Below are 25,086 nucleotides of genomic sequence, written 5' to 3' on the forward strand. Positions count from 1 at the left end.
GCCGTGACGGGGGTCATGTAAATCCAATGGATTGACTAAGTCAATGCTCCGGGAGCGGGAAATCGGTCCGAACTCGGCGCTACCATGCGCCACATGGGGCCCTTCGGGGACCTGCAGGAGACTTACCGTGCAGCGATACACGTCCGGATGGGACACGTAGTGGCTTTACAGTCCGGGCGTGGGTGTTGGATGTGCCCATGCGTGACCACCAGGAACTGCCGCTCTCCGGAGCCGACCGCGAGGCGCTCCTCGCCTGGTCGGAGGCCGGGCCCGACCGGTCCGTCCGCGCGCGGATCGTGCTGGACGCCGCCCGGGGCGTCTCCGTCTCGGAGAGCGCCCGCGCCCTCGGGGTCTCCCGGCCCACCGTCACCTCCTGGCGCAACCGCTACGCGGCCCAGGGCCTGTCCGGCCTCGAACACCGGCCGCGCACGGGCCGGCCGCCGCGGATCGACGAGGCGGCCGTCGTCGCCGCGACGCTGGCGGGCCCTCCCCCGCCGCGCCGCGCCTGGTCGGCGCGCGCCCTCGCCGACCACCTGGGCATCTCCCACACGGCGCTCGGCGGCGTGTGGCGGCGCTGGGGCGTCGGCGGCGAACGCCTCGCGCCGGTCGCCCTGCCCCTGACGCCGCCGCTGGCCTGCCACCGGCCGGTGCTGCTCGGCCTGTGGCGGGGCGGCGGGGCGGCCGCCGTGCTGCTCGCCGAGAGCACGGCCGAGCCCGTCCGTGACGCGGCCGCCGCCCCCGCCGACGAACGGCGGGCGTTCGCCGCCGCGCTCGGCGCGGTGACGGCCGGGGCGCGGGGCGGCCCCTCCGGCGCGGCCGACGGGGACACCGCCGGTCCGGCGGAGCTGGTGGAGTCGGTGCGCCGGGCGCGGCCCGGCGCCGGACCGCTGCACCTCCTCCTGTGGGACCCCCACCGCCGCGTCACCGGACTCCCGGACGGCGACGGCGGGCTGACGGTCCACCGGGCGAAGGAGTACCCGGACTGGCCCGCCACCCTGACGGTGCTCTGCCTGCTCGAACTGCTCGGCCGCCCCCGCGCCGCCCGCCCGGCGCTGGAGTCGCTGCTGGCGGCGCTGCGCGCGGGGGCGGCGCGGTGGCAGCGCCCGGGGGAGGCCGACGCGCCGGAGCCGCCGCCGCGCGCGCCCCGCGCGTTCGACCAGCCGGCGCTCGGCTCGTTCAACGAGAAGCTGGTCATCGAGTCGATCCGCGAGGCGGGCGCGCTGAGCCGGGTGGAGATCGCGCGGCGCACGGGCCTGACGCCGCAGGCCGTCTCCCGGATCACGCGCAACCTGCTGACCGAGCGGTTCCTGGTGGAGGACGTCCACCGGCCCGGGGGCAAGGGCAAGCCGCGGGTGCCGCTGCGGCTGCGCGCGGACGCCGCCTGCGCCGTGGGCATCCACCTCGACCCGGAGATGGTCACGCAGGTGCTGGTGGACCTGTGCGGCGGGGTGGTGGACCAGCGGCAGCTGCCGCTGCGCGGGCGCAGCGATCCCGAGTGGGTGATCGGCCGGATCGCCGCGATGGCGCGGGAGGCCGTCGCGGCGTCGGGGTTCGGCGCGGGGACGCTGCTCGGGGCGGGTGTCTCGGTGCCGGGGCCGCTGGACGCGGACGCCGGGGTGATCCTGGACCCGCCGCTGTTCGACGGCTGGCGGGACGTGCCGCTGCGGGCCGCGCTCACGGCGCGCCTCGGCGTGCCGGTGACGGTCGAGAAGGACGCCACCGCGGCGGCCATCGGCGAGCGCTGGATCGGCGCGGCGGAGCGCGCGGGCGACTTCGTCTACCTCTACCTGGGCACGGGCGCGGGCTGCGGCGCGTTCCTCAACGGCGACGTGTACCGGGGGCGGACGGGGAACGCGGGCGAGTTCGGGCAGTTGTGCGCGCTGGCGGTCGGGCGGTTCACGCCGGAGGGCGGCCCGGCGATGGTGGCCGAGTGCGCGCCGATGTCGGCGGTGGTGGACAAGGCGGTGGCGGCCGGGCTCGACGTGCCGCGGCGGCCGGGGTCGTACGGGCGGGTGTGCGCCGCCGCGGCGGCGGGCGACCCGCGGGCGGTGCGCGCCGTGCGGGAGGTCGCGCGGGTGGTGGCGCAGGGCGCGATCGGCGTGGTCGACCTGCTGGACACGACGACGCTGGTGGTCGGCGGACCGGCCGTGCCCGCGCAGGTGGCGGACCTGTACCTGACGGAGATCGCCGCCGCCGTGAACCGGTTCCCGGTCGCGCGCAGTCTCCGGCGGGTGCACGTGGCGCACTCGCTGCTGAACGAGTCGGCCGCCGCGATGGGGGCGGCGTCCGGGGTCTTCCACGCCTCCTTCGTGCCGCGGCTGCGCACGCACGCGCGGGGCGGGGCGGGCGGCTTCGCGGCGGGATGAGGCGCGCTCCGTTCCGGGCTCCGTCCCTGGAGCGGCAATTAAAACGCTTCCCTCCGGTGGGGACGCGCCCCTGTTCGCTGCCCCGGTAAGCCCTTGCCGTACACGGGTCGAGCAGGCCGCATTGACTTAATCCATCCATTGGATTTTCATAATCGGCATGCATCGCGATCCCGCGCTCATCGAACGACGCCTTCACCGAGTGCTCACCCAACGCATCGTCCCCGCCGTCCACGCGGACGCCGTCGCCCTGGACGTGGCCGCCTGGACCGTGCCCGGCGAGCCCGTCCCGGCCGCCGAGGCGCTGGCCGCGTCGTACGAGCCGGTGCGGCCCGGCCACCGGTGGGGGCCCGCGTGGTCCACCTGCTGGTTCCGGATCAGCGGCACGGTGCCCGCCGCGTGGGCCGGGCGGCGGGTGGAGGCCGTGCTCGACCTGGGCTTCGACGCCACCAAGCCGGGGTTCGCCGCCGAGGGCCTGGTGCACCGGGCGGACGGCTCGGTCGTCAAGGCCCTCAATCCGCGCAACGGCTGGCTGACCGTGGCGGAGTCCGCCGAGGGCGGCGAGGAGTTCACGTACTGGATCGAGGCCGCCGCCAACCCGCTGATCCTCGACGACGGCCCCGGCGGCGTGCCGTTCCTGCCCACCAGGCGCGGCGACCGCGCCGCCTGGCTCGAGGACGGCGGGGCCACCGCCGCGGACGAGCCGCTGTACCGGCTGGCGCGCGCCGAGCTGACCGTCTTCGAGCCGGGGGTCTGGGAGCTGGCGCAGGACTTCGACGTGCTGCACGGCCTGATCACCGAGCTGCCCGCCGACTCGACGCGCCGCTGGCAGGTGCTCGACGGCGTGGAGGCCGCGCTCGACGCCGTGGACCTGCACGACATCGCCGGTACGGCCGCCGCCGCGCGCGCACTCCTGGCGCCGCTGCTGGCCGAGCGCGCGGGGGACTCCGCCCACCGGATATCCGCCGTGGGCCACGCGCACATCGACACCGCCTGGCTGTGGCCGCTGCGCGAGACCGTCCGCAAGGTGACCCGGACGGTGGCCAACGCGGTCAACCTCATGGACGAACACCCGGAGTACCGGTTCGTCATGTCGCAGGCGCAGCAGCTCGCCTGGCTCAAGGAGCACCGGCCCGAGCTCTTCGCGCGTGCGGCCGAGAAGGCCGCCGCCGGGCAGTTCCTGCCCACCGGCAGCCTGTGGGTGGAGCCGGACACCAACATCACGGGCGGCGAGTCGCTGGTGCGCCAGTTCGTGCACGGGAAGCGGTTCTACCTGGAGGAGTTCGGCACCGAGACCGAGGAGATGTGGCTGCCGGACACGTTCGGCTACAACGCGGCGCTGCCGCAGCTGATGAAGCTGGCCGGGGTCCGCTGGTTCCTCACCCAGAAGATCTCGTGGAACACGACGAACTCCTTCCCGCACCACACGTTCTGGTGGGAGGGCATCGACGGCACCCGGATCTTCAGCCACTTCCCGCCGGTCGACACGTACAACGCCGAGCTGTCCGGCGCCGAACTCGCGCACGCCGAGCGGAACTTCAAGGAGAAGGGCCCGGCCGGGCGCTCCCTGGTGCCGTTCGGCTACGGCGACGGCGGCGGCGGTCCCACCCGCGAGATGCTGGGCCGGGCGGCCCGGCTCGCCGACCTGGCGGGCTCGCCCCGGGTGGACATCGAGAAGCCGGCGGACTTCTTCGAGAAGGCGCACGCGGAGTACGGCGCGAAGGCCCCGGTCTGGTCGGGCGAGCTGTACCTGGAGCTGCACCGGGGCACCCTGACCAGCCAGCTCAAGACCAAGCAGGGCAACCGCCGCAGCGAACACCTGCTGCGCGAGGCCGAGTTGTGGTGCGCGACGGCAACCGTGCGCACCGGCGCCGCGTACCCGTACGCGCAGCTGGACCGGCTGTGGAAGACGGTGCTCACCCACCAGTTCCACGACATCCTGCCCGGCTCGTCCATCGCCTGGGTGCACCGGGAGGCGGAGGAGACGTACGCCCGTGTGACGGCCGAGCTGACGGCGCTGGTGGACGAGGCGCAGCGCGCGCTGGCGGGTCCGGCGGACGCGGACGGCGCCGCGCTGGTGTTCAACGCCGCGCCGTACGCCCGTGGCGGCGTCCCCGCCCTCGGCGCCGAGCCCGCGCCCGAGCCGGTGCCCGCGGCGTCCGCGCCCGGCGGGCCGCTGGTGCTCGACAACGGCCTGCTGCGCGTACAGGTGGACGAACGCGGCCTGGTCACCTCGGTGTTCGACCTCACCGAAGAGCGCGAGGCACTCCCGCCCGGCGGCAGTGCCAACCTGCTCCAGCTGCACCAGGACTTCCCCAACCAGTGGGACGCCTGGGACGTCGACGTCTTCTACCGCAACACGGTCACCGACCTCACCGAGGCCGACGAGGTCACCGCCGTGGACGGCGGCGTGCGGGTGGTGCGGACGGTCGGCTCGTCCACCGTCACGCAGACCCTCACCCTGTTGCCGGGCGCCCGCCGTCTCGACATCGACACCGAGGTGGACTGGCGGGAGCGCGAACGGCTCCTGAAGGCCGCGTTCCCGCTCGACCTGCGGGCCGACCACTCGCGCGGCGAGATCCAGTTCGGCCACACCCAGCGGCCCACCCACTCCAACACCAGCTGGGAGGCGGCCAAGTTCGAGTTCTGCGCGCACCGCTGGCTGCACGTGGCGGAGCCGGGCTGGGGCATGGCGGTGGTCAACGACTCGACGTACGGGCACGAGATCACGCGCGACGTCCGCGAGGACGGCGGCACGACGACCACGGTCCGCCTGTCGCTGCTGCGCGGGGCGCGGTTCCCCGACCCGGAGGCCGACCTGGGCACGCACCGGCTGCGGTACGCGCTGGTGGTGGGCGCGACGCTGGGCGACGCGATCCGGGAGGGCTACGCGTTCAACCTCCCCGAGCGCCGGGTGCCCGGCTCGGCGGCGTCGGTGGCGCCGCTGGTGTCGGTGGACCACGAGGCGGTGGTGGTCGAGGCGGTGAAGCTGGCCGACGACGGGAGCGGCGACGTGGTCGTGCGGCTCTTCGAGTCGCTGGGCGGCCGGGCCGTGACCACCCTGGCGGCGGGCTTCCCGCTGGCCGGGGCGGTGCTCACCGACCTGCTGGAACGCCCCCTGCCGGACGCGCCCGCGGTGGACGGCGGGCGGCTGACGCTGCGTCCGTTCCAGATCGTGACGGTGCGGCTGACGCCGGGGGCATAGCGCCCTCCTCCCGCAGGGCCCCCTCCCGGTCCGGTGGCGAGCCGTCCTCGCCACCGGATTGGGAGGGCCACGGGCTGGGCAGGGTCATCCTGTCGTCACCCGACGTGTCATGGTCATGACGCACGGGCCATGGCCGGGCGGGTCCCCTCCCCCACCCCCACGGAGGCAGCTCATGCCGTCCCGCACCTCCTTCCGCACCACCACCCGCGCCCTCGCGACCGCCGCCGTCGTCCTCGGCGCCTCCCTCACCGGGACCGCGCAGGCCGCGGAGGCGGCGCCCACCGGCGACGTGTCCGCGGCCGCGGTCGTCCTCACCTACGACGCGAGCGGCTCCGCCGAGTTCGCGGGCGCCGTCGCCAGCGGCGCCGCCGTCTGGAACTCCTCGGTGTCCAACGTCCGCCTGGAGCCGGTCGCCCCCGGCCGCCGCGCCAACATCCGGATCGTCGCCGACAACGGCTGGCCCCGCGCCCAGACCACGAGCCTGGGCAACGGCACCGTCTGGATGGGCCGCCAGGCCGTGAACGAGGGCTACCACACCGTCCGCATCGCCGCCCACGAACTCGGGCACATCCTCGGGCTGCCCGACCTCAAGCCCGGCCCCTGCTCCAGCCTGATGTCCGGCTCCACCGGCGGCGTCTCCTGCACCAACATCTACCCCAACGCCCAGGAACGCGCCTGGGTCGAAGACGACTTCGCGACGGCCCTCGCCGCGCCCGCCGCCGCCGCGCGCTGACGGGACCGGGGCGCGCGCCACCGCGCCCGTACGGCGACGCGGCGGGCGGGAATCCAGGTGCCCCCGGCTCCGGGCGCACCTACACTGCTGCCGCCACCACGTCCCGTCACCGGCCGCGCACCCGCGCGCCCCGGCCACGGCGCACCCCGCCGTACCGCACCCAGGAGCCCCGCGTGCAGGCAGCCGTCACCGTCACCCCCGCCCGGATACCCGAGCTGCTGCTCGGACTCGCCACCGTGCGGCCGGTGTTCCTGTGGGGCGCGCCCGGCATCGGCAAGTCGTCCCTGGTGCGGTCGTTCGCCGACTCGCTCGGTCTCGAGTGCGTCAGCCTGCTGGGCACCCAGCTCGCGCCCGAGGACCTGATCGGCGTCCCCCAGATCCGGGACGGCCGCTCGGTGTTCTGCCCGCCCGCCGCCATCGCGCGCGACGAGCCGTACGTCCTCTTCCTCGACGAGCTGAACGCGGCGACGCCCGACGTGCAGAAGGCGTTCTACTCGCTGATCCTCGACCGCCGCATCGGCGACTACACGCTGCCCGACGGCTCCCTCGTCATCGGCGCGGGCAACCGCGCCACCGACAACGCCCTGGCCAGGCCGATCGCGTCCGCCCTGGTCAACCGTCTGACGCACGTCCACCTCACCGCCTCGGCCGAGGACTGGCTGGTCTGGGCGGGCGAGCACGGCATCCACCCCTGGATCACCGACCACCTGACCGACCGGCCCGACCACCTGTGGTCGAAGCCCCCGCGGACCGAGGAGCCGTTCTCCACGCCCCGCTCCTGGCACATGCTCTCGGACGCCCTGCACTCCTTCGGCCGGGACCTGGACGAGGAGACCCTGAAGGTCCTGGCCCACGGCACCCTGACGCCCGCGCACGCCACGGCGTTCTGCGGCTACGTCAAGATCGTCCGGCACGCGTACGGCATCGAGGCCATCCTGAAGGGCGACGCGTCCTGGCCCCGCCGCGTGGAGGACCGCGACCTGCTGTACTACCTCGCCGACGCGTTCCGCGGCCGCCTGGTCAAGGAGCTGCCCGCCGAGAAGGGGTACGCGTCGGCGGCGGGCCGGGAGACGGCGTACCGCGCCAAGGCGCTGCTGGTGCAGCTCGCCGAGATCTCCGTCGAGGTGGCCCAGACGGTCCTGGCCGACGACGAGGACGGCAACCCGGTGCTGCCCTCCTGGTTCGTCATCGAGGCCGCCCGCGACCTGCCGCGGCTGGTCGAGGCGCGCCGGTGAGCCGCCGCGGCAAGGCGGCGCGCGACCGCGACGCGGACGCGGCCGCCGAGGCGTACGAGGCGGGCGTGGCGCTCGTCAGCCCGGTGCTCGCCGGTCTGCGCTTCACGGCGTGCCGGGAGGCGGACTGCCCCGTGACGCCGCGCGGCGGCCTGATCCGCGCCGACTCCCTGGGCCGCCTCCACTCGCATCCCCGCCGCCGCGCCCTGCCGGAGCAGTGGGCCTGGGCCGTCTCCCACGCGCTCCTGCACCTCGGCTTCGGGCACCTGCCCGCCGCCGCCGGACCGCGCGAACAGCCGGACCGTTTCCTCGTCGCCGCGCGCTGCACAGTGGTCAACCGCTTCCTGGTGACGTTCGCCGGGGCGCTGGTCCCGGCCGACGCGCCCGCCGCGTACCCGGGCGGCGACGAGGAGGAACTGGCCGCCCGCTGGCGCCGCGACGGCCTCCCCGCCGCGTACGCCGCCTGCGGGACGGCGGGCGAATCCCCCGACCAGCTGCTCGTGCCCTGGGACGACAAGTGGTCGCGGCCCACGGACTGGGAGCGGGTGTTCGCCGCCGCACTGAGCCGCGCGGTCGCCGAGGCCGTGGACCTGGCGGGCGGCCGCCGCGCCCCGGGCGGCGGGCCCGGCGCGGCGCCCGCGCCGTGGCAGCGCGCGCTGGACTGGTTCGTCGCCTCCTACCCGCTGCTCGGCGGCATCGCGGCCGGGATGCGGCTCGTGGCCGACCGGGAGCTGGCCAGGGCGCACGGCATCTCCGTCGCGGCGGTCGACACGGGCGCGGGCGAGATCTACGTCAACCCGGACCGCGCGCTGGAGGACGAGGAGTGGCGCTTCGTCCTGGCGCACGAGATGCTGCACGCCGCCCTGCGCCACGGCGACCGCCGCGGCATGCGCGACCCGTACCTGTTCAACGTGGCCTGCGACTACGTGGTCAACGACTGGCTCGTCCAGATGCAGGTCGGCCTGATGCCGGACGGGCTGCTGCACGACCCCGCGCTGCGCGGCCTGTCCGCCGAGGAGGTGTACGACCGGATCGCCGGTGACCTGCGGCGCCTGCGGCGGCTCGGCACCCTGCGCGGCAAGGGCGCCTGCGACCTGCTGGGCGCGCCGCTCACGCCGCCGCGCGCGTACGTGGACCTGGACGAGTTCTACCGGCGCGGCCTCACCCAGGGGCTCGACCTCCACCGGCGGAAGGGGCGCGGCCTGCTGCCCGCAGGACTCGTCCAGGAGATCACCGCGCTCAGCCACCCGCCCATCCCCTGGGACGCGCAACTGGCGCGGTGGTTCGACGAGTTCGTGCCGAGGCCGGAGCCGGTGCGCACGTACGCGCGCCCGTCGCGCCGCCAGGCGTCCACCCCCGACATCCCGCGCGCGGGCCGCTACCTGCCGACGGAGGATGTGCCGCGCTGCACGTTCGGGGTGGTGCTCGACACGTCGGCCTCGATGGACCGCGTGCTGATCGGCAAGGCGCTGGGGGCCATCGCGTCGTTCGCGCAGTCGCGTGACGTCCCGTCGGCGCGCGTCGTGCACTGCGACGCGGCCCCGCACGACGCGGGGTACGTGCCGGTCGCGGACCTCACCGGCCGTGTCCGCGTGCACGGGCGGGGCGGCACCGTCCTCCAGCCGGCGGTCGACCTGCTGCTGGGCGCCGACGACTTCCCGGAGGACGCGCCGGTGCTCGTCATCACCGACGGGGAGTGCGAGCCGCTGCGCGTCCGGCGCACGCACGCGTTCCTCGTCCCGCGCGGCGCCCGGCTGCCGTTCGCGCCCCGGGGGCCCGTGTTCTCCGTGCGCTGACGGGGGCTCGCGGGAGCGGTCGGGAGGCGCGTGGGGGCCCGTCGGAGCGGCCCGGTGCGCCCGCGGCTCCGGCGCGCGGCACGGGCGGCGTGACAGGGGGGCACCAGCGGGCCGGGAGTGGCGGCACGGCGGCCCCCGGCGGCGCGACGACGCGGGGGGAGGGGTCCCCCTGTCGGTGCAAGGACCGCTTGATCATCGCTCTCCGTGGCCACTACGCTACGTCCACGTTCGGCCGTGGACAGCTCCGCCCATGGCCGAGGAGGGGGAACGGAACCATGCCATCGTCACTCGACGCGCATACCACCGGGGTGCCCGCACGGCCGCCCGCGGCGGCGGGACCCGTCGCGACGCTCGGTCCCTCCGGGACGAGCAGTGAGGCGGCGGGGAGCCACCTCACGCGGCACATCGACCGTACTCCGGGGTCGCCCGTCGCCCTGTTCGGGACGTACGAGGACGCCAGGGACGCCGTGCTCGCGGGCACGGCGGACCGCCTGCTGGTGGCGAACGCCTACCGGGGGATCGACTCGTTCTACATGGACCTGCGCCTCGGCCTCGCGCAGGCGTTCGTCTTCGACACCCCGCACTACGGGCTGGCGGTGCGCACCTCGGCGCCGGTCCCGCTGAAGTGCACCGTGGTCACCCACCCCGCGCCGCGCGACCTGATCGCGCAGCTGATGCCGCCGGGGTACGGCGTCGCCGGGATCGCGTTCGCCACGTCCACGAGCGAGGCGGCGCGGCACGCGGCCGACGGGGGCGCGGAGATCGCCCTCACCACCGCGCCCGCGGCGGCGCTGCACGACCTGCGGTTCATCTCCGCCACGCGCCCGATACGCATGCTCTGGTCGGTGTTCGGGCGGAGCGGGCGCGACGCCTGACGGACGCGGGGAACTGCCAGGAACGGCGCGCGGAACAGTGGGAACGTGATGGTGGAACAGAACGCCGGACACGGACGGGCGGTCACCGAGCCCGCCCCCGCCGCACCCGTCGTCCCGTCGGCGGGCGCCGGCGGGGGCGCGCGGCGCGGCCGTGGCACGGGAGTGGCGGCCGTGCTGCTCTCGGCGGCGCTGCTGAGCAGCTCGTACACCCTGACCGAGGTGGCGCTGCGCGACGTGCCGCCGCTGACGATCGGCCTGCTGCGGTTCACGGCCGCGGCGGCGCTGCTCGCGGTCTGGGTGCACCTGGTGCGCGGCCATCCGGCGCCCGACCGCGCCGACCGCACGCGGCTCGCGCTCGGCGGGCTGCTCGGCATCACGCTGTACTTCGCCGTCGAGAACGTGGGCGTCGAGCTGGCCACGGCGACGGACGCCGCGCTCCTGGTCGGCGCCTACCCGGCGCTCACGGCGCTGCTTGAGCTGATCGTCCACCGGCAGCGCACCAGCGCGGGCGGGCTGGCCGGGATCGGGCTGTCCGTCGCGGGCGTGTGCCTGGTCGTCGGCTTCACCCCGGACGGAGGGACCGAACGCTGGGCGGGCGACGTCCTGCTCGTGCTGAGCGGCGTCGTCTGGGCGTTCTACAACTTCGTCACCCGCGACGTCGGCAGCCGCTGTCCGGCCGACCAGGTCCTCTACTACCAGGCGCGTACGGGCGCGCTGGCGTTCCTGCCGCTGGCCCTGCTGGAGTGGGGCTCCTGGCGGGAGTTCGCCGCCCCGGTCACCACGGTCGCGTCACTGGCCGCGCTGACCCTGCTGTGCTCCATCGCCGGGCTCGGGCTCTACGCCAAGGGGCTGCAGCACCTGCGGTCGAGCACGGCCGTCAACCTGCTGAACCTCGTCCCGGTGTTCGGGCTGATCATCCCCGTGGTGGCGCTCGACGAGGACGTGACCGCGCTCCAGGTGCTCGGCGGTCTCGTCGTCATCATCGGCGTCACCGTCACCACCCGCGGGGACGGCCGGAGCTGAGCGCCGGTGCGCTCCTCCCCCTCCCCCACCTCCATCCATCCCTTCCTGAGAGAGACCGGAACAGATGACCGAGAACGCGACCGTGAGCCCCACGACCCACAAGGCAGCGCTGCTGGTCGACGCCGCCCTGCCCGCCGGACTGGCCGCCAACACCGCGGCGGTCCTCGCCCTGTCCCTCGGCCGGCAGGTCGAGTCCCTCGTCGGCCCGGAACTGAAGGACGCGGACGGCAGCCCGCACGCCGGGATCACCACCGTCCCGCTGCCCGTCCTGTGCGCCGACGCCGACACGCTGAAGGCGATCCGCAACCGCGCCGTGCAGGACCACCCGGACGTCCTCGTCGTGGACTTCACCGACTGCGCGCAGCGGACCCGTACGTACGACGACTACGCCGCGCTGCTCGAAGCGGCCACCGACCAGGACATCACCTACGTGGGCGTCGCGCTGCACGGCCCCCGCAAGCAGGTGCAGAAACTGACCGGCAGCCTCCCCCTCCTCCGCTGATGGGCCGCCCCACCGAGCGGCGGCTCGCGGCCGCGCCGATGTGCACCGTCCCCGCCGGGACCTTCCGCCGCGGGTCCGGCCTGGCACCGGACGAGGGGCCCGTCGCGGACGTGGCGATGTCCGCGTTCGCGATGGACCGCGATCCGGTCAGCAACGGGCAGTTCGCCCGCTTCATCGAGGACGGCGGGTACCGCACCGCCGCCTACTGGACCCCGGCCGGATGGGAGTTCGTCCGGGTGCGCGGCATCACGGCGCCCACCTACTGGGACGACCCCCTGTGGGCCGGCGACCCCGAGGTCCCGGTCACCGGCGTCAGCTGGTGGGAGGCGCTCGCGTTCGCCCGCTGGGCCGGCAGGACCCTGCCCACCGAGGCGCAGTGGGAGTACGCCTGCCGTGGCCCCGCCGGGCGCACGTACCCCTGGGGCGAGGACCCGCCGGAGCCCGCGCTGGCCACGTACGCGCCCGGCTGCGAACCGGAGGAGCGGCGGCCGACCCGGCCGGGTGACCATCCGCGCAACGTCTCGCCGTTCGGCGTCCGCGACATGGCGGGGAACTTCGCCGAGTGGTGCCTCGACACGTACGGCCCCTACGGCGACGGCCCGGTGGGGCCCGACCCGGTGCGGATGACCGACGAGTCGGCCGACCACGTCGTACGCGGCGGCTGCGGCCTGCACGACGAGGACTACCTGCGCGGTTCCGCCCGCGACTACTACCACCCGGGACTGCGCGACAACCTGATCGGCTTCCGCTGCGCGCTGCCGCGGGAGTCCGGCACGGGGAAGGGCGAGGCGACATGACCCGTTACGCACCGGCGACGGGGACGCCCGCGCGGCGCACCCGTCCGGCCAAGCCCTCCTCGCTGCGCTACTACCAGGACGGCCCGCCGGAGCACGTGGACCTCGCCCGGTGGCGGCTGACCGTCACCGGGCTCGGGGTGGAGGACACCGCGCTCGACTGGGAGCGGGTCCAGGCGGCGCCCCGGCTGACCGAGAACCGGCGGTACGTCTGCGTCTGCAACTGGAGCACGCGCGAGAACTGGAGCGGTTTCCTGCTCGCCGACGTCCTCGGGCTCGCGGGCTTCGACGGCGCGACGGAGGGCCGTTACCTGCGGCAGACCAGCATCGGCACACCGGAGAAGGGGGTGTACACCTCGACCGTCCCGCTCGGCGACGCGCTGGAGCGCCGGGCGCTGCTGATCGACCGGATCGACGGCGCGCCCCTCCCCCTCGAACGGGGCTATCCGCTGCGGCTGCTCGACTTCGGGCTCTACGCCTACAAGAGCGTCAAGGGGCTGGCGCGGCTGGAGGTCACCGACGTGTTCGAGCTGGGCGAGTGGGAGATGCGGGCGGGCTACACGCTGGACGGGCAGATCAGGCCGAAGCGGTACCGGTTCTGCGACCTGGGGCGCCACCACTTCGTCGAGCGGCCGGGGGAGGTCACCGAGCCGTGACAGCGCGGGTCAGGCCGGGACGTCGGCCGGGTGCCGCGTGAAGAACGACGCCGCCTCGGCCAGCGCGCCGGTGTCCGCCAGGACGTGGCCCGGCCTCGTCCCGTTGCCCAGCAGGACGCCGCCCCAGCGCATGCGCAGGAAGGCGGCGGTGTGGCGGAGCGTTCCGGCCAGGGGGTCGGCGACCGTCTGGTCGGCGGTCGCGAGGGCGGTGACGCCCCAGAGGGTCCGGCCGGACATGCGGGCCCTGAAGTCGATGCCGGGGACGCGCAGCCAGCCCGACCAGTGGTCGAGGTAGAGCTTGGTGTCCGCCGAGACGCTGTACCAGTACAGCGGGGAGGCGATCACCAGGTCGGTGGCGTCCAGCGTGGCGTCGAGCAGCAGGCCGAGGTCGCCCTCCGGCCGGGGGTACTCCCCCGTGCCGGAGTGGCGGACGTCCTCGAAGCGCGGCAGGGACAGCTCGCCCAGGCGCAGCCAGCGCTGCGGGGTGGCCTCGGGCAGGTGCGCGGCGGCGTGCCGGGCGAGCTGCTCGGTGTTGCCGTCCCGGCGGGTGCTGCCGAGCAGGAAGAGGAAGCGGCGTCCGCCGCCAGGCGTGCCGTCGTGTGCGTCCTGAACCGCTGTCCCCATGGGTGGACCGCTCTCTCGTGTCATACGGGCCGCCGGTGCGTCCCGGAGAGGTCCTACGCGGTGCGGCGCCGGGATATTCCCGTGCCGCCGCCGCTCACGCCGGGGTGTGGGCGCGCATCGCGTCGGCGAACCAGTCGAGCTGCGCTGCCGGACTCTCGGGCTGCTGCCAGCCGTTGACGGTGGCGAGCAGCCGCAGGCAGCGGTCCCGGCGCGGGTCGCGGGCCGCGTCGACGCCGGTGCGAATCAGGTGGCGCAGCGCGGGGCCGTCGTGACGGCCGAGGTCGCGTGCGCGCTGGGCGGCGACGGCCTCGACGATCCGCCCGGCGTCGCGTGAGCCGGGTGCCGTGCCCGCCGCGAGCGCGGGGGCGGCGTGGGCACGGACGACCGCGACGGTGCCCGGCCGCGGGACGGGGCCGGCGCGCCGTGCGGCCGCGCTCTCGGCGAGCTGGTGGTCCACGGCGCGGCGCATCATGGCGCGGAAGTCCGGGTCGGCGAGCAGCTGGGCCAGTTCCGCCCAGGCGGCGAGCTGGGCGGGCTCGGGTTCGAGGGGAAGCTCCGGGGTCAGGGTCCGCGCGTATCCGGCGACGGCCGGGTCGTCACGTCCTCGGCAGGCGCTGCCGTCCAGCACGCTGTCGAGGAACTGGGCGACGAGGCGGCGGCGTTCGTCGTCGGGCAGGGTGGCCAGCATGATCAGAGAGGCGGCCTCGTCGGGCGCGGTGCCGCTGCCGCGGCGGGCGATCGCGAGGAGCAGCGCGTGGCGATGGCGCAGCGCCGTGATCTGGGCGGTCAGGGCGTCGGCGTGCGCGGCGGCGGTCTCGGACAGCTCCGCCTCGCCGTCGGCGACGGCGCGGGCGGCGTCCAGGCCGAGGCCGAGGTCGCGCAGGGCCCGTACGGTCCGCAGGCGCGCGACGGCGGCGGGTCCGTAGCGGCGGTGTCCGGCGGGGGTGCGGCCGGACGGCGGGACGATGCCCCGGTCGGACCAGGCCCTGAGCGTCTTCACCGTGAGCCCGGTGAGCCGGGCGAGGTCTCCGATGGAGTGGGGTGCGTCGTCGCCGTTCATGGCCTCACTCTCGCTGCTCCCCCGGGGGGAGGTGCAAGCGCGGCGGGGCGGCCGCCCTGCCGGTCAGCCGCCGGGGCGGGGCGGGAAGACCCCCGCGGCGTGGAGGACGTGGGCGAGCTGCGGATCCGCGGTGGTGACGCCCCGGACCAGGTCGGGTGTGGGGCGGAAGCGGGCGTGCCGCAGCGTGCGCCGTGGTTCGGTCCAGCCGCTCGCCACGGGGTCCACGCCGTGGCGGCGGCAGGCGCGGGCGACGAGGGAGCGGGGGCACGGTTCCTCGCCGCGCAGCACCCGCCAGGGCAGCGGGAGTTCGGCCCACACGGGGGTGTCGGGGGGTGGCGCGCCGACGACCCTGCGGTGCCAGGCCGCGACGTCGGGGGCCACGAGCGGGGGGACCTTGCCCGGGCAGAGGTGCTCGGTGATGTCCTGGGCGCCCAGCGTGCGCAGGAGCGCGAACCAGTCGGCGCGGGCCGTGCTCCAGGCGCGGGCGGCGGAGTTCCAGCCGGCGGAGTCGTCGCCGCGGCGCACGATCATGGTGGCGCGGTCGAACGGCTGCCGTTCCCAGGCGGCTTCGAGCAGTCCGGCGACGTCGCGCAGGACGCGGTGGCAGCGGCCGAGGAGTTCGCCGCGCTGCCGTTCGGTGAGGCGCGCGACGACCTCCGCCGTCGGGCGGGCGTGGGCGACGGCGAACCAGTCGGTGCTGCCCGGCCGGTCGCGCAGCCTGCGGAACAGCGCCTCGGCCAGCTCGTCGTACGCGCGCTGCTGTCCGCTGACGGTGTACTCGCTGCGCTGGTTGTTCCTGGCGGTGAGGTAGGCGATGAAGGCGGCGGTCGCCGTGTCGGCGGCGAACCGGTCGTACGGCAGGCTCGCCGCGAGGCCGCCCGTGCCCGGCGCGGGGCGTTCCCCCTTGCGGCGTTCGGCGAGGAGCCGGGCCAGCTTGGCCTCCGTACGGCGGAGCGGCCGGGACCGTCCGTCGTCCTGCCGCCGCGCGCCGAGGCGCTCGGCCATCTCCTGCCCCGCGGCCCTGACGGCTTCCTCGATCCGCCGGGGGTCGTCGGCGGCGGGGCCGGGGACGTCGGGGAGGGCGGGCAGGGCCGGGAGCGGCTCGGCCGGTCGCCTGGACCGGCGGTGGGCACCGTCGCGGAGGGCGGACTCACGCTGCGTCGACGCGTATTCGCGCCAGAGATTGTGCAACGAGCCTTCGGCGGCGCGCCGCAGGGCCCTGCGCAGGGAACCGGGAACGGGCGCCGCGGTCTCGTCGTGCGCGAACAGACCGAGGATCAGATCGGCGATGTCCTCGGGCCGTCGGCGCAGTCCGAGCGAGGCGTGCAGCTCGCGGAGGGCCGCTTCGCGGGTCGTCGTCCCGGTCATGCGCACCCGGACCGGGGAAACGTTCCGACACAGAATTTACCATGTGCAGTTGCACATGAAGCTCTCGATGCGCGTGCTCCGCGGGCGGGCGGGAGCGGCGCGTCGGCAGAGGGGGGACGGGGGATGACGAGGGCCCCTCGTACTATTTCGCCGTGTGAACGGAGCACGTCCGTCCGCCGCCGGGCGGACGAGGGAACGTGCCGACCACGGGCGGGACTTGGGCACGGCGCATTGCGTATGCACATGCCGTGCGTTTTCCCCGCCGGGGCGAGGATACGCCCCGCCAACTGGCCGTTCTTCCGTTACCGGCAAAGGATGGACGGCGCGGGCATAGCCGTTGCAGACTGGGAGAACATCTGGATCACTCCGTGCGGCCTTTGGATGTACTGCCGGTGTCGCGGGAGCACCACACCGACCGTCCGGCCGAGCGACGAGGGAGACCCCCATGCCCCATCTCGACTTCACCGCTGAGGACGTCGAGGCCAAGGCGGGCGTCAAGCCCTGGAAGCGGCGCACCGCGTTCCGCGAGGAGATCAAGCCCGACCACATGGCCGACACGGCGGCCGTCTACGCGCGGGCGGCGGGCGAGGCGGACGACGCGGGCGACCTCGCCGAGCGGGCCACCGAGGTGGCGGGCGAGGCGGGCAGCCTCGACGGCTCGTCACTGGTCGCCACACGGGCGCGGATCGACGAGACCGCGCGCGGACTCCAGGGCAACGGCCGCGACATCGACGCCGTCGTCGGACTCATCGTCCGCAGCATGAACCGGGCCATCGAGGGCGTCGACGAGGTCGACATGGTCATCGACGCACCCCAGAACGGCCTCGACGCCATCCTCCGCGCACACCAGCGCGACGCCGTCAACGAGTGGAACGACTGGGTCAGGCTGCGGAACGAGGGGGTCTCGGACGCCGTCGGCGCCATCGACCCGACGCTGATCCTCTTCAGCCAGATCCACCCCATCACGCTCTCGCACCGGGGCGACAGCGTGACCCTCGCGCCGCTGCCGTCGCTGCCCGGCGGCCCCATCGCCTGGGAAGACCTGCCCGACTCGCTCGCCGCCCGGGTCAGGAACCGGCACATCGCCGCCACCGCCGAGGCCGCCAAGGCCGCGGACGAACAGATCACGGACGCGATCAGCGCCTACCGCACCGCGCTGGTGGGCTACGCCGGAGAGCTGGGCGAGAAGGGGTACGACCTCGACGCCGGCCCGTTCGCCCTGTTCACCAACCCGCAGATGGCCGACTTCGTGGCCGACCGGCTGCACGACGAGCTGAACTCGGACAGCCCCGACCCCAATGTCGTCAAGATGTACACCGAGGGACTCGCCGCGGTCCTGGACGGCATCGTGGCGGAGGACGGGAGCCTCGTCCCCGGCGCGAAGCTGACCGGGGCGCAGCGCGACTACCTCTCCACCGTCCTCGGCGCGCTCACCGCCGACGACCTGGCCGCGCTGGGACGGTTCGACCCGGGCACGGGCCTGGGCAACCCGATGGCGGCGGGCGTGCAGAACGCTGTGCTGGAACGCGTCGCCAACGCGGTCAACCTCCTCACCGACCCGGCGGCGGGCGGCTACGACGTCTCGACCGACGAGGGCTGGCAGAAGGTCCCCGAGGGCTTCCGGGACATGCTGACGCTGGCGAGGAACACCGAACCGACCGACCCGATCGTGCACCACATCGGGGACTGGAACGCCTTCGGTGCCCTGATGGCGCACGCGGACCACGCCCCGAGCGACGGCTGGGGACGACGGGTCGCCGAGTCGGCGCTGGAGATGCAGCACACCACCATGAACCAGTACCTCCAGTCGATGGTGAACGACGTGGAGGCGAACACGGGCAGCAGCGACCTGCTCGGCATGGTCGCCCTCAACTCCGGACTGAGCGCGGATCTGCTCAACGACAAGGAGTTCCGCACCGACCTCATGGAGGCGCGCTGGGAGGACAGCTCGGGGGCCGCCGAGCTGATCACGAGCGGCACCACGATCCCCGCGGGCGTGCACCACAACGACGCCGGGGCACGGCCGTACATCTCGGCCGCCTACCACCTCTTCCAGTACGCGGGCAGCCACCCCGACTCCGTCCTCGGCGAGAGCCACTTGTTCAACACGGAGCGGTTCGACCACACCGCTCTCCAGAGCGCGTTCGGCGACACCCTGCTGCGCTACATGGACCCCATCTCGCAGCTGTCGGGTCCCGAGGGCAACCACCTCGGCGACAAGGACAAGAACCTCTTCGGCAACGACTACGACTACTCGTTCGACCTCGGCATGGACACGCGCGAGTCGCTGTTCCAGATGATGTGGGACGCGGGCGGGCAGGCGTCCGTCGACTTCGGCAACGGCATCGCCGAGTGGACGGAGCGGCGGACGGCCGAGTCGCTCGCGCGGACCGGCGGCGAGCTGAGCCAGGCGTCGGACTTCGAGAACATCGGCAGTGTCAACGGCACCTGGGCCCAGGTGCAGGCGAACGACGGCCTGGAGGACAAGTCCAAGCAGCACTTCACCGCCATGAGCGCCGTCGGCCTGGCGGGTACCGTGGCCAACACGGCGATGGAGTTCGGCAAGGCGAACATCATCACCAGCGCGGTGGCCTTCGGCGTGCAGGAGGCCATGCGCTACGGCAGGGAGGACGGTGCCGCCGATCTCAAGGACGCCCAGTGGGACCTGAACAACATGGGTGACATCCCGATGCGTGTCGCCGTGGCGAACGGTGTCCTGCTCGCCGACATCGACGGTGCGGCGGGCAAGGTGGACAAGGACGACCTGGAGAGGCTGAACAAGCCGGACGTCTACGGCCTGGACGACTCGCAGGCCGCCGCCGTGAACATCGGCAGCAAGCACATCGGCAGCTACATCAACGCCCTGGAGGACGGCTACAACCAGGCCGTGCGCGACGACCTGACGGCCAACTGACGCCGACCGTACGAGCGGGCCCCCGGATGGATCGTCCGGGGGCCCGTCCGCGTCCCCCGGCCCGCCCCCGCTCCACCCGCCGTGGATTGCGTTCGCGTATGAAGTGCGTTTTCCCTGAGGAAAACAGAATGCTCCTCCGACCTGGTATCTCCCAAGATCGCGTCAAGTCGTGGACGCTTGCGACATCGCTGGTGCAGACTGATCCGGCAACGGCCTGGCTCCGCACGGTCCTTGGACGGCCGGCCGACGGCACGGGAACGCCACACCGACCTTTCCGCCCAGCGACGGAGGAGATTCCCCATGCCCCACCTCGACTTCGACCACGAGGACGTCGAGGCGAAGGCGCGCAGGAAGCCCTGGAAGCGGCGCGCCGACTTCCGCGAGGAGATCAAACCCGACGACATGGCCGACCTGGCGGTGGCGTACGCGCGCGCCGCGCCCGAAGCGCACCACGCGGGCGCCCTCGCGAAGCAGGCGACGGAGGTCGCGAGCGAGGCGGGCGAGCTGGACGGTTCCTCCCTGATCGCCCCCGAGAAGCGGATCGACGAGACGGCAGGGGCACTCCACGGCAACGGCGAAGGCATCGACGAAGCCGTCCGCCACATCGTGCAGAGCATGAACCGCGCCATCGACGCCGTCGACGCCGTGGACCGGGTCATCGACGAGTCCGGGATCGGCCTCGACACCACGCTGCGGAGACATCAGCAGGACGTCGTGACCGAGTGGAACGAGTGGCAGGAACTGCGCGAACGGGAAGTCGCCGCCGCGATCGCCGGCATCGATCCGACGGTGCTGCTCTTCCCCCAGCTGCGCCCTCTCACCCTCACGTACCGCGACGACAGCGTGACCCTCGCACCCCTGCCGACGCTGGGCGGCATCAGCACCGCCTTCGCCTGGGAGGACCTGCCCGACTCCCTCGCCGACCGCATCAGGAAGCGCCACATCGCCTCCGTCGCCGAGGCCGCCAAGGCGGCCGACGACCGGATCACGCACGAGCTGGAGGACTACCGCGCGGACCTGCTGCGCTACGCCCTCAGGCTCGGCGAGGAGGGCTACGACCTCGACGGCGGCCCGCTCGCGCTCTTCACCAGTCCCGAGATGGCCGATTTCGTGGCCGCCCGGCTGCACGAGGAACTCAGTGGGGAGAACCCGAGCGTGGACGCCGTCAAGATGTACACCGAGGGGCTGGCCGCGATCCTCGACGGCATCGTGGAACAGGACGGCAGCATCGTCCCCGGAGCGCAGCTGACCGACGGCCAGCGCTCCTACCTGTCCACGGTCCTCGGCGCGCTCACCGCCAAGGACTGGGAGACACTGGGCAGCTTCGAACCCCTGCCGTCCACGGCCGGTTTTCCGGTGGCGGTGACCCAGCACGAGGTGCTCGAACGGATCGCCAACGCGCTCAACGTCTTCACCGACCCGTCGCTCGGTGGCTACGACGTCTGGTTCGACGAGGGCCGGCAGAAGCTGCCCGAGAGCATACGGGACCTGCTGGCACTGACGTCGAACGCCCCGGCCGATCCGCTCATCAACCACATCGGGGCATGGAACGGCTTCGGTACCGTCATGTCGTACGCCGACGTCCGACCGCACGACTCGTGGGCGGAGCTGGTCGGCAGGGCGGCGCTTGAGGCGCAGCACGGGGCGATGGGCCAGTACCGCCAGTCCATCACCGCGAATCTCGTGCCCGCCACGGGAAGCGGCGATCTGCTGGGCATGGTGGCGCTCAACTCCGAGGTGAGCGCGCGCCTGATCAACGACGACGGCTTCCGCGCCGCTCTCCTGACCTCCTACTGGGAGGACAGCAAGGGGGTCGCCCGCTTGATCGACAGCGGCACGACCGTCCCGGCCGGCGTGGACTGGAACGACTGGGAGGCGAGGCAGTACATCGACGCGGCCTACCACTTCCTGGTCGACGCCGCCGAGCACCCCGACTACATCAACGGTGAGAGCAACAAGTTCAACACGGCGCGGTTCGACCACACCGCCTTCAAGTGGGCGCTCGGCGACACCATGCTCAACTACATGGACCTCATCTCCCAGGTGTCGGAGCACAACCAGCTCGGGGGGCAGGACATGAAGCTGTTCGGCACCGACTACGAGTACTCCTTCGACATCGGAAGGGACACGCGGAAGAAGCTGTTCTTGACCATGATCCGCGGAGGGGAGGACAGCTGGCTCTCCTTCACCGACGGCGTCACGGAGTGGGAGACGACCCGAGCGGCCGAGTCGTTCGAGCGGACCGACGGCAAGCTGAGGGAGACCGCCAACTTCGAGAACATCGGCAGTGTCGCGGGCTCGATCGCCGAGGTGCAGGGCATGGACGGTGTGAAGAGCGAGCGGCTGCAGCAGATGACCGCCATGCGAGGGATCGGTTCCGCGTTCGCCGTCACGTCCATGCTGATCTCGGGGCCACGGCCGATCGGTATCACCGCCAACCTGGCCACCTGGGGACTGCAGGACCTGGTCTACCGCCAGATGGGCGATCCGAACGAGGCCATCAACGAAGCGCAGTGGAAGCTGGACAACGACGGGGACATCCCGCTGCGCGTCGCCGTGGCGGACGGGGCGCTGCACGCCAACTTCCGCGGGGCCGACGACGAAGTGGAGCAGCTGACACGCGACATGATGCACGATCCGGTGCGGTACGGCTGGGACGACGCGGAGACGGCCGCCAAGGACATCGGCGGCGAGTACTTCGAGTCCTATGTCAACGCCATGGAGAGGGGCTACGACCTCTCGACGCACAACAAGGTCGAAGCGAAGTGAGGCACGTGCGCCGCCTGGGCGGGACGGCCTGACGACGGGGACGGGCAGGGGGTCCGGCCGTCCCCGTCACTCCCCGCGCCGCGGGTCGAGAGCGGCCGCCGTGCCGCACTCGCGTGCCCCTCCTCCGGCTCCCGGACCGTGCGGACGAACCGCGGTGCATGCCCCGTCCGGGAGCCGTGCGTACCCCCGCCCGATGTCGGCGGCGCACTCAGAGCGTTGCTCAAGCACACTTTCACTCCTCCCTCCCCGCATGGGCAAGTCCGCTTCTCCACTTGGCGTTTCTCATGTCGCACGGAAAGATGACGTGACACACATCGCTAGTGCAGACTGACTGCGCGACTGGAGTTCTCCGTGCAGCTGTCGGGCGAGCGGTCCGTGACGCCAGCGCATCACCCTGTGCCAGGCCGAGCGTCGAGGGAGACCTCCCATGCCCCATCTTGACTTCGACCACAAGGACGTCGAGGCCAAGGGCAGGAAGCCGTGGAAACAGCGCGCCGCGTTCCGTGCGGAGATCGAACCCGACGACATGGGCGACCTGGCGGCCCAGTACGTCCGTGCCGCACCCGGCGCGCACGACGCGGGTGATCTCGCCGAGCGCGCCACGGAGATGTCCGCCGGAGCGGGAGAGCTGGACGGCCGGTCCCTGATCGTGTCCGAAGAGCGGATCGACGAGACAGCCAGGGGGCTGCAGGGCAACGGCAACGGCATCGACGAGACGGTCCGGCTGATCCTGGAAAGCATGCACGAGGCCAACGACGCGCTCGACGCCGTCAACCTGGTCATCGACGAGCCCCTCATCGGCCTGGACGCCACTCTCCGTGCGCACCAGCGGGACGCGGTGACCGAATGGAACGAGTGGGTGGAGCTGAGACAGGACGCCGTCGCCGACCGGATGGCCGCCCTCCGCGGGAACCCCGGCACCCTCGGTCCACCGACGCCCCTCACCCTCTGGCGTCGCGGCGACCACGTCACCCTCTCCGCCCTGCCGACGCTGAACGGCGACCTCTACACATGGAGCCAACTGCCCGACTCCCTCGCCGAACGGATCAGGCAGCGGCACATCGCCGCCGTCGCCGAGGCCGCCGAAGCGGCGGACGACCGGATCACCCGCGAGAAGGACGACTACCGCGCGGCGATGATGCACAAAGCCCTTCGGCTGGGCGAGCAGGACTACGACCTGGACGCCGGCCCGTTCACCCTGTTCACCACCCCGGAGATGGGCGACTTCGCGGGCGCCCGGCTGCACGAGGAACTGGGCAGGCAGAACCCGGACATGCTCACCGTCAAGCTGTACACCGAGGGGCTCGCCGCGCTTCTCGACGGCATCGTCGAAGAGGACGGCGACCCCATCCCGTTCGCGGCACTGGATCCGGACCAGCGCGCCTACCTGACGGCGGCCCTCGGGTCGCTCACCACCGAGGACCTGACCGTGCTGGGACGATTCGCCTCCGTGCCCGGTGCGGGCCTCCCGGGGACGGTCGCGCTCCAGGACGAGGTCCTGGAACGGATCGCCAACGGGCTCAACGTGCTGACCGATCCGTCACTCGGCGGCTACTCGGTCTCGGACGACGCCGGATGGCGGAAACTGCCCCCCGGGGTCCGGGACGTACTGGCCCTGGCGGAGACCGACGACCCGGCGTTCATGTTCGTCGACCACCTCGGCGAGTGGAACGGCTTCGGCGCCCTGATGTCCCACGCGGACGTCCCGCCCTCCGACGCCTGGGCGAAGCGCCTCGCGAGGGCGGCGATGGACGCGCAGCTCATGTCGATGGACCAGTACCTGCAGTCCGACGTGACGACGCTCCAGGCCAACACGGGCAGCAGCGATCTCCTGGGCATGGTCGCGCTTAACTCCGAGGCGAGTGCCCGCCTCATCAAGGACGACGACTTCCGTGCCGACCTGCTGACCGCCTACTGGGAGGACAGCGTCGGGGTCGCCCGCTTCATCGACAGCGGCACGACCGTCCCGGACGGTGTGAGCTGGAACGAGCCGGAGGCGAGGCAGTACATCGACGCGGCCTTCCACTTCATGGTCGACGCCGCCGAGCGCCACGACGTCATCGTCGGCGACCACGACATGCTCAACACGGGGCGGTTCGACCACCGCGGACTCCAGTGGGCCCTCGGCGACACCATGCTCAACTACATGGACTTCATCTCGCAGATGTCGGAGGACAACCAGCTCGGGGCGAAGGACATGAAGCTCTTCGGCTTCGACTACGCGTACTCCTTCGACATGGCGGGGGACACCCGGCGGAAGCTGATCGAGATCATGCTCCACTCCGGCGAGGGGAGCTGGCTCAACTTCGCCGGAGGTGCCGCGGAGTGGCAGACCACCCGTGCGGCCGAATCGTTCGCCAGGACAGGCGGCGAGCTCACGGAGACGGCCAACTTCGAGAACATCGGCAGCATCGCGGGGTCGATCGCCCATGCGACGGGGATGGACGAGGTGGAGAGCGAGCGCCTGCAGCAGATGACCGCCATGCGCGGGATCGGCTCGGCCTTCGGCATCACGGCCATGATGGTGCAGCCACCGGCCTGGGGCGGTGCCCTCTTCAACCTGTCGACCTGGATGGCGCAGGACATCGTGTTCCGCGCGATGGGCGACCCCAACGAGCATGTGGTCGAAGCGCAGTGGAAGCTGGACAACGACGGGGACATCCCGCTGCGCGTCGCCGTGGCGGACGCGGCACTGCGCGCCAACTTCCGCGGGGCCGGCGATGAAGTGGACCAGCTGGCACGCGACATGATGCACGAGATAGCGGTCTACGGCTGGGACGACGCCGAGGCCGCCGCGAAGGACATCGGCGGCAAGTACTACGCGGCGTATGTCACCGCCATGGAGCGCGGCTACGACCTCGCGACGCACAACATCGTGAAGGCCGACTGAGCCGTGCGGGACACCCCATGAAGGTGGGGCCCGGTCGTCCGGGCCCCACCACCTGTCAGCGTGATCCCCGCTGCCGCGGGTCAGTAGCGCCCGCCGCGCAGCCTGCCGAGAAGGCGGCGTGCCTGCATGCGCCTCCTGGGGTCCGCGCTCGCGCGCCGCGCCGAACTCATCGTCCGCCGCCCCTGCGGCGAACGGCTGAACCGCTTGATACGGCTGATCAATCGGGACATGGTGTGCCTCCTCGCAGCCCGTTCCTGCCCTGGCCCTGCGGCTACCCCGGCC

The 25,086-nt window shown here is 73.1% G+C and carries 17 protein-coding genes; 13 read left to right on the top strand and 4 right to left on the bottom strand.

Annotation, left to right across the window (positions count from 1 at the left end; genetic code table 11):
• Positions 1 to 197 precede the first annotated feature (197 nt).
• The 10 genes from ACIBPC_RS25100 (at position 198) to ACIBPC_RS25145 (ending at position 13,179) form a co-directional block, all read left to right on the top strand.
• The gene (locus ACIBPC_RS25100; RefSeq protein ID WP_398847716.1) at positions 198 to 2,366 is read left to right on the top strand and encodes an ROK family protein; all 2,169 of its coding nucleotides are present in this window, start codon (positions 198 to 200) and stop codon (positions 2,364 to 2,366) included.
• A gap of 157 nt (positions 2,367 to 2,523) precedes the next feature.
• Complete coding sequence (locus ACIBPC_RS25105) at positions 2,524 to 5,568, top strand: alpha-mannosidase (RefSeq protein ID WP_398847718.1); 3,045 nt, start codon at positions 2,524 to 2,526, stop codon at positions 5,566 to 5,568.
• A 172-nt stretch (positions 5,569 to 5,740) separates the two neighbouring features.
• Complete coding sequence (locus ACIBPC_RS25110; RefSeq protein WP_362967119.1) at positions 5,741 to 6,301, top strand: snapalysin family zinc-dependent metalloprotease; 561 nt, start codon at positions 5,741 to 5,743, stop codon at positions 6,299 to 6,301.
• 173 nt (positions 6,302 to 6,474) lie between these two features.
• A complete protein-coding gene (locus tag ACIBPC_RS25115) occupies positions 6,475 to 7,536 on the top strand; it encodes a MoxR family ATPase (protein WP_362967121.1) in 1,062 nt (353 codons plus the stop codon).
• The gene (locus ACIBPC_RS25120) at positions 7,533 to 9,329 is read left to right on the top strand and encodes a hypothetical protein (RefSeq protein WP_398847720.1); all 1,797 of its coding nucleotides are present in this window, start codon (positions 7,533 to 7,535) and stop codon (positions 9,327 to 9,329) included. Before ACIBPC_RS25115 ends, ACIBPC_RS25120 begins: the two co-directional genes overlap by 4 nt.
• Positions 9,330 to 9,604: 275 nt before the next feature.
• Complete coding sequence (locus ACIBPC_RS25125; protein WP_398847722.1) at positions 9,605 to 10,204, top strand: hypothetical protein; 600 nt, start codon at positions 9,605 to 9,607, stop codon at positions 10,202 to 10,204.
• Positions 10,205 to 10,252: 48 nt separating this feature from the next.
• Positions 10,253 to 11,227, top strand: coding sequence for a DMT family transporter (locus tag ACIBPC_RS25130; protein ID WP_398848046.1), 975 nt, complete (start codon positions 10,253 to 10,255; stop codon positions 11,225 to 11,227).
• Positions 11,228 to 11,291: 64 nt separating this feature from the next.
• Positions 11,292 to 11,729 (top strand): DUF2000 domain-containing protein, encoded by a 438-nt coding sequence (locus ACIBPC_RS25135; RefSeq protein WP_362967127.1) that lies wholly within the window; start codon positions 11,292 to 11,294, stop codon positions 11,727 to 11,729.
• The gene (locus tag ACIBPC_RS25140) at positions 11,729 to 12,526 is read left to right on the top strand and encodes a formylglycine-generating enzyme family protein (protein WP_398847724.1); all 798 of its coding nucleotides are present in this window, start codon (positions 11,729 to 11,731) and stop codon (positions 12,524 to 12,526) included. The genes ACIBPC_RS25135 and ACIBPC_RS25140 overlap by 1 nt, the downstream gene beginning before the upstream one ends.
• Positions 12,523 to 13,179: a molybdopterin-dependent oxidoreductase gene (locus tag ACIBPC_RS25145; protein WP_398847726.1), complete on the top strand. Its 657-nt coding sequence runs from the start codon at positions 12,523 to 12,525 to the stop codon at positions 13,177 to 13,179. Before ACIBPC_RS25140 ends, ACIBPC_RS25145 begins: the two co-directional genes overlap by 4 nt.
• A gap of 9 nt (positions 13,180 to 13,188) precedes the next feature.
• Here ACIBPC_RS25145 and ACIBPC_RS25150 read toward each other — a convergent pair whose 3' ends face one another.
• From ACIBPC_RS25150 to ACIBPC_RS25160, 3 genes are all read right to left on the bottom strand, one after another.
• Entirely contained in the window at positions 13,189 to 13,803 is a 615-nt protein-coding gene (locus tag ACIBPC_RS25150; RefSeq protein ID WP_398847728.1) for a flavodoxin family protein, read from the bottom strand.
• 94 nt (positions 13,804 to 13,897) lie between these two features.
• Positions 13,898 to 14,863 (bottom strand): MerR family transcriptional regulator, encoded by a 966-nt coding sequence (locus ACIBPC_RS25155; protein WP_398847730.1) that lies wholly within the window; start codon positions 14,861 to 14,863, stop codon positions 13,898 to 13,900.
• Positions 14,864 to 14,926: 63 nt separating this feature from the next.
• Entirely contained in the window at positions 14,927 to 16,231 is a 1,305-nt protein-coding gene (locus ACIBPC_RS25160) for a hypothetical protein (protein WP_398847732.1), read from the bottom strand.
• A 445-nt stretch (positions 16,232 to 16,676) separates the two neighbouring features.
• On the opposite strand from ACIBPC_RS25160, the gene ACIBPC_RS25165 reads away from it, so the two are divergent.
• The 3 genes from ACIBPC_RS25165 (at position 16,677) to ACIBPC_RS25175 (ending at position 24,804) form a co-directional block, all read left to right on the top strand.
• A complete protein-coding gene (locus ACIBPC_RS25165; protein ID WP_398847733.1) occupies positions 16,677 to 19,145 on the top strand; it encodes a hypothetical protein in 2,469 nt (822 codons plus the stop codon).
• Between the two features lie 300 nt (positions 19,146 to 19,445).
• The gene (locus ACIBPC_RS25170; protein WP_398847735.1) at positions 19,446 to 21,914 is read left to right on the top strand and encodes a hypothetical protein; all 2,469 of its coding nucleotides are present in this window, start codon (positions 19,446 to 19,448) and stop codon (positions 21,912 to 21,914) included.
• A 427-nt stretch (positions 21,915 to 22,341) separates the two neighbouring features.
• The gene (locus tag ACIBPC_RS25175; protein WP_398847737.1) at positions 22,342 to 24,804 is read left to right on the top strand and encodes a hypothetical protein; all 2,463 of its coding nucleotides are present in this window, start codon (positions 22,342 to 22,344) and stop codon (positions 24,802 to 24,804) included.
• A gap of 80 nt (positions 24,805 to 24,884) precedes the next feature.
• Here ACIBPC_RS25175 and ACIBPC_RS25180 read toward each other — a convergent pair whose 3' ends face one another.
• A complete protein-coding gene (locus tag ACIBPC_RS25180; protein ID WP_362967147.1) occupies positions 24,885 to 25,034 on the bottom strand; it encodes a hypothetical protein in 150 nt (49 codons plus the stop codon).
• Positions 25,035 to 25,086: the final 52 nt, after the last annotated feature.

It is taken from the genome of Streptomyces sp. NPDC049879 (assembly GCF_044461265.1).
In the GTDB taxonomy this organism is placed as follows: domain Bacteria; phylum Actinomycetota; class Actinomycetes; order Streptomycetales; family Streptomycetaceae; genus Streptomyces.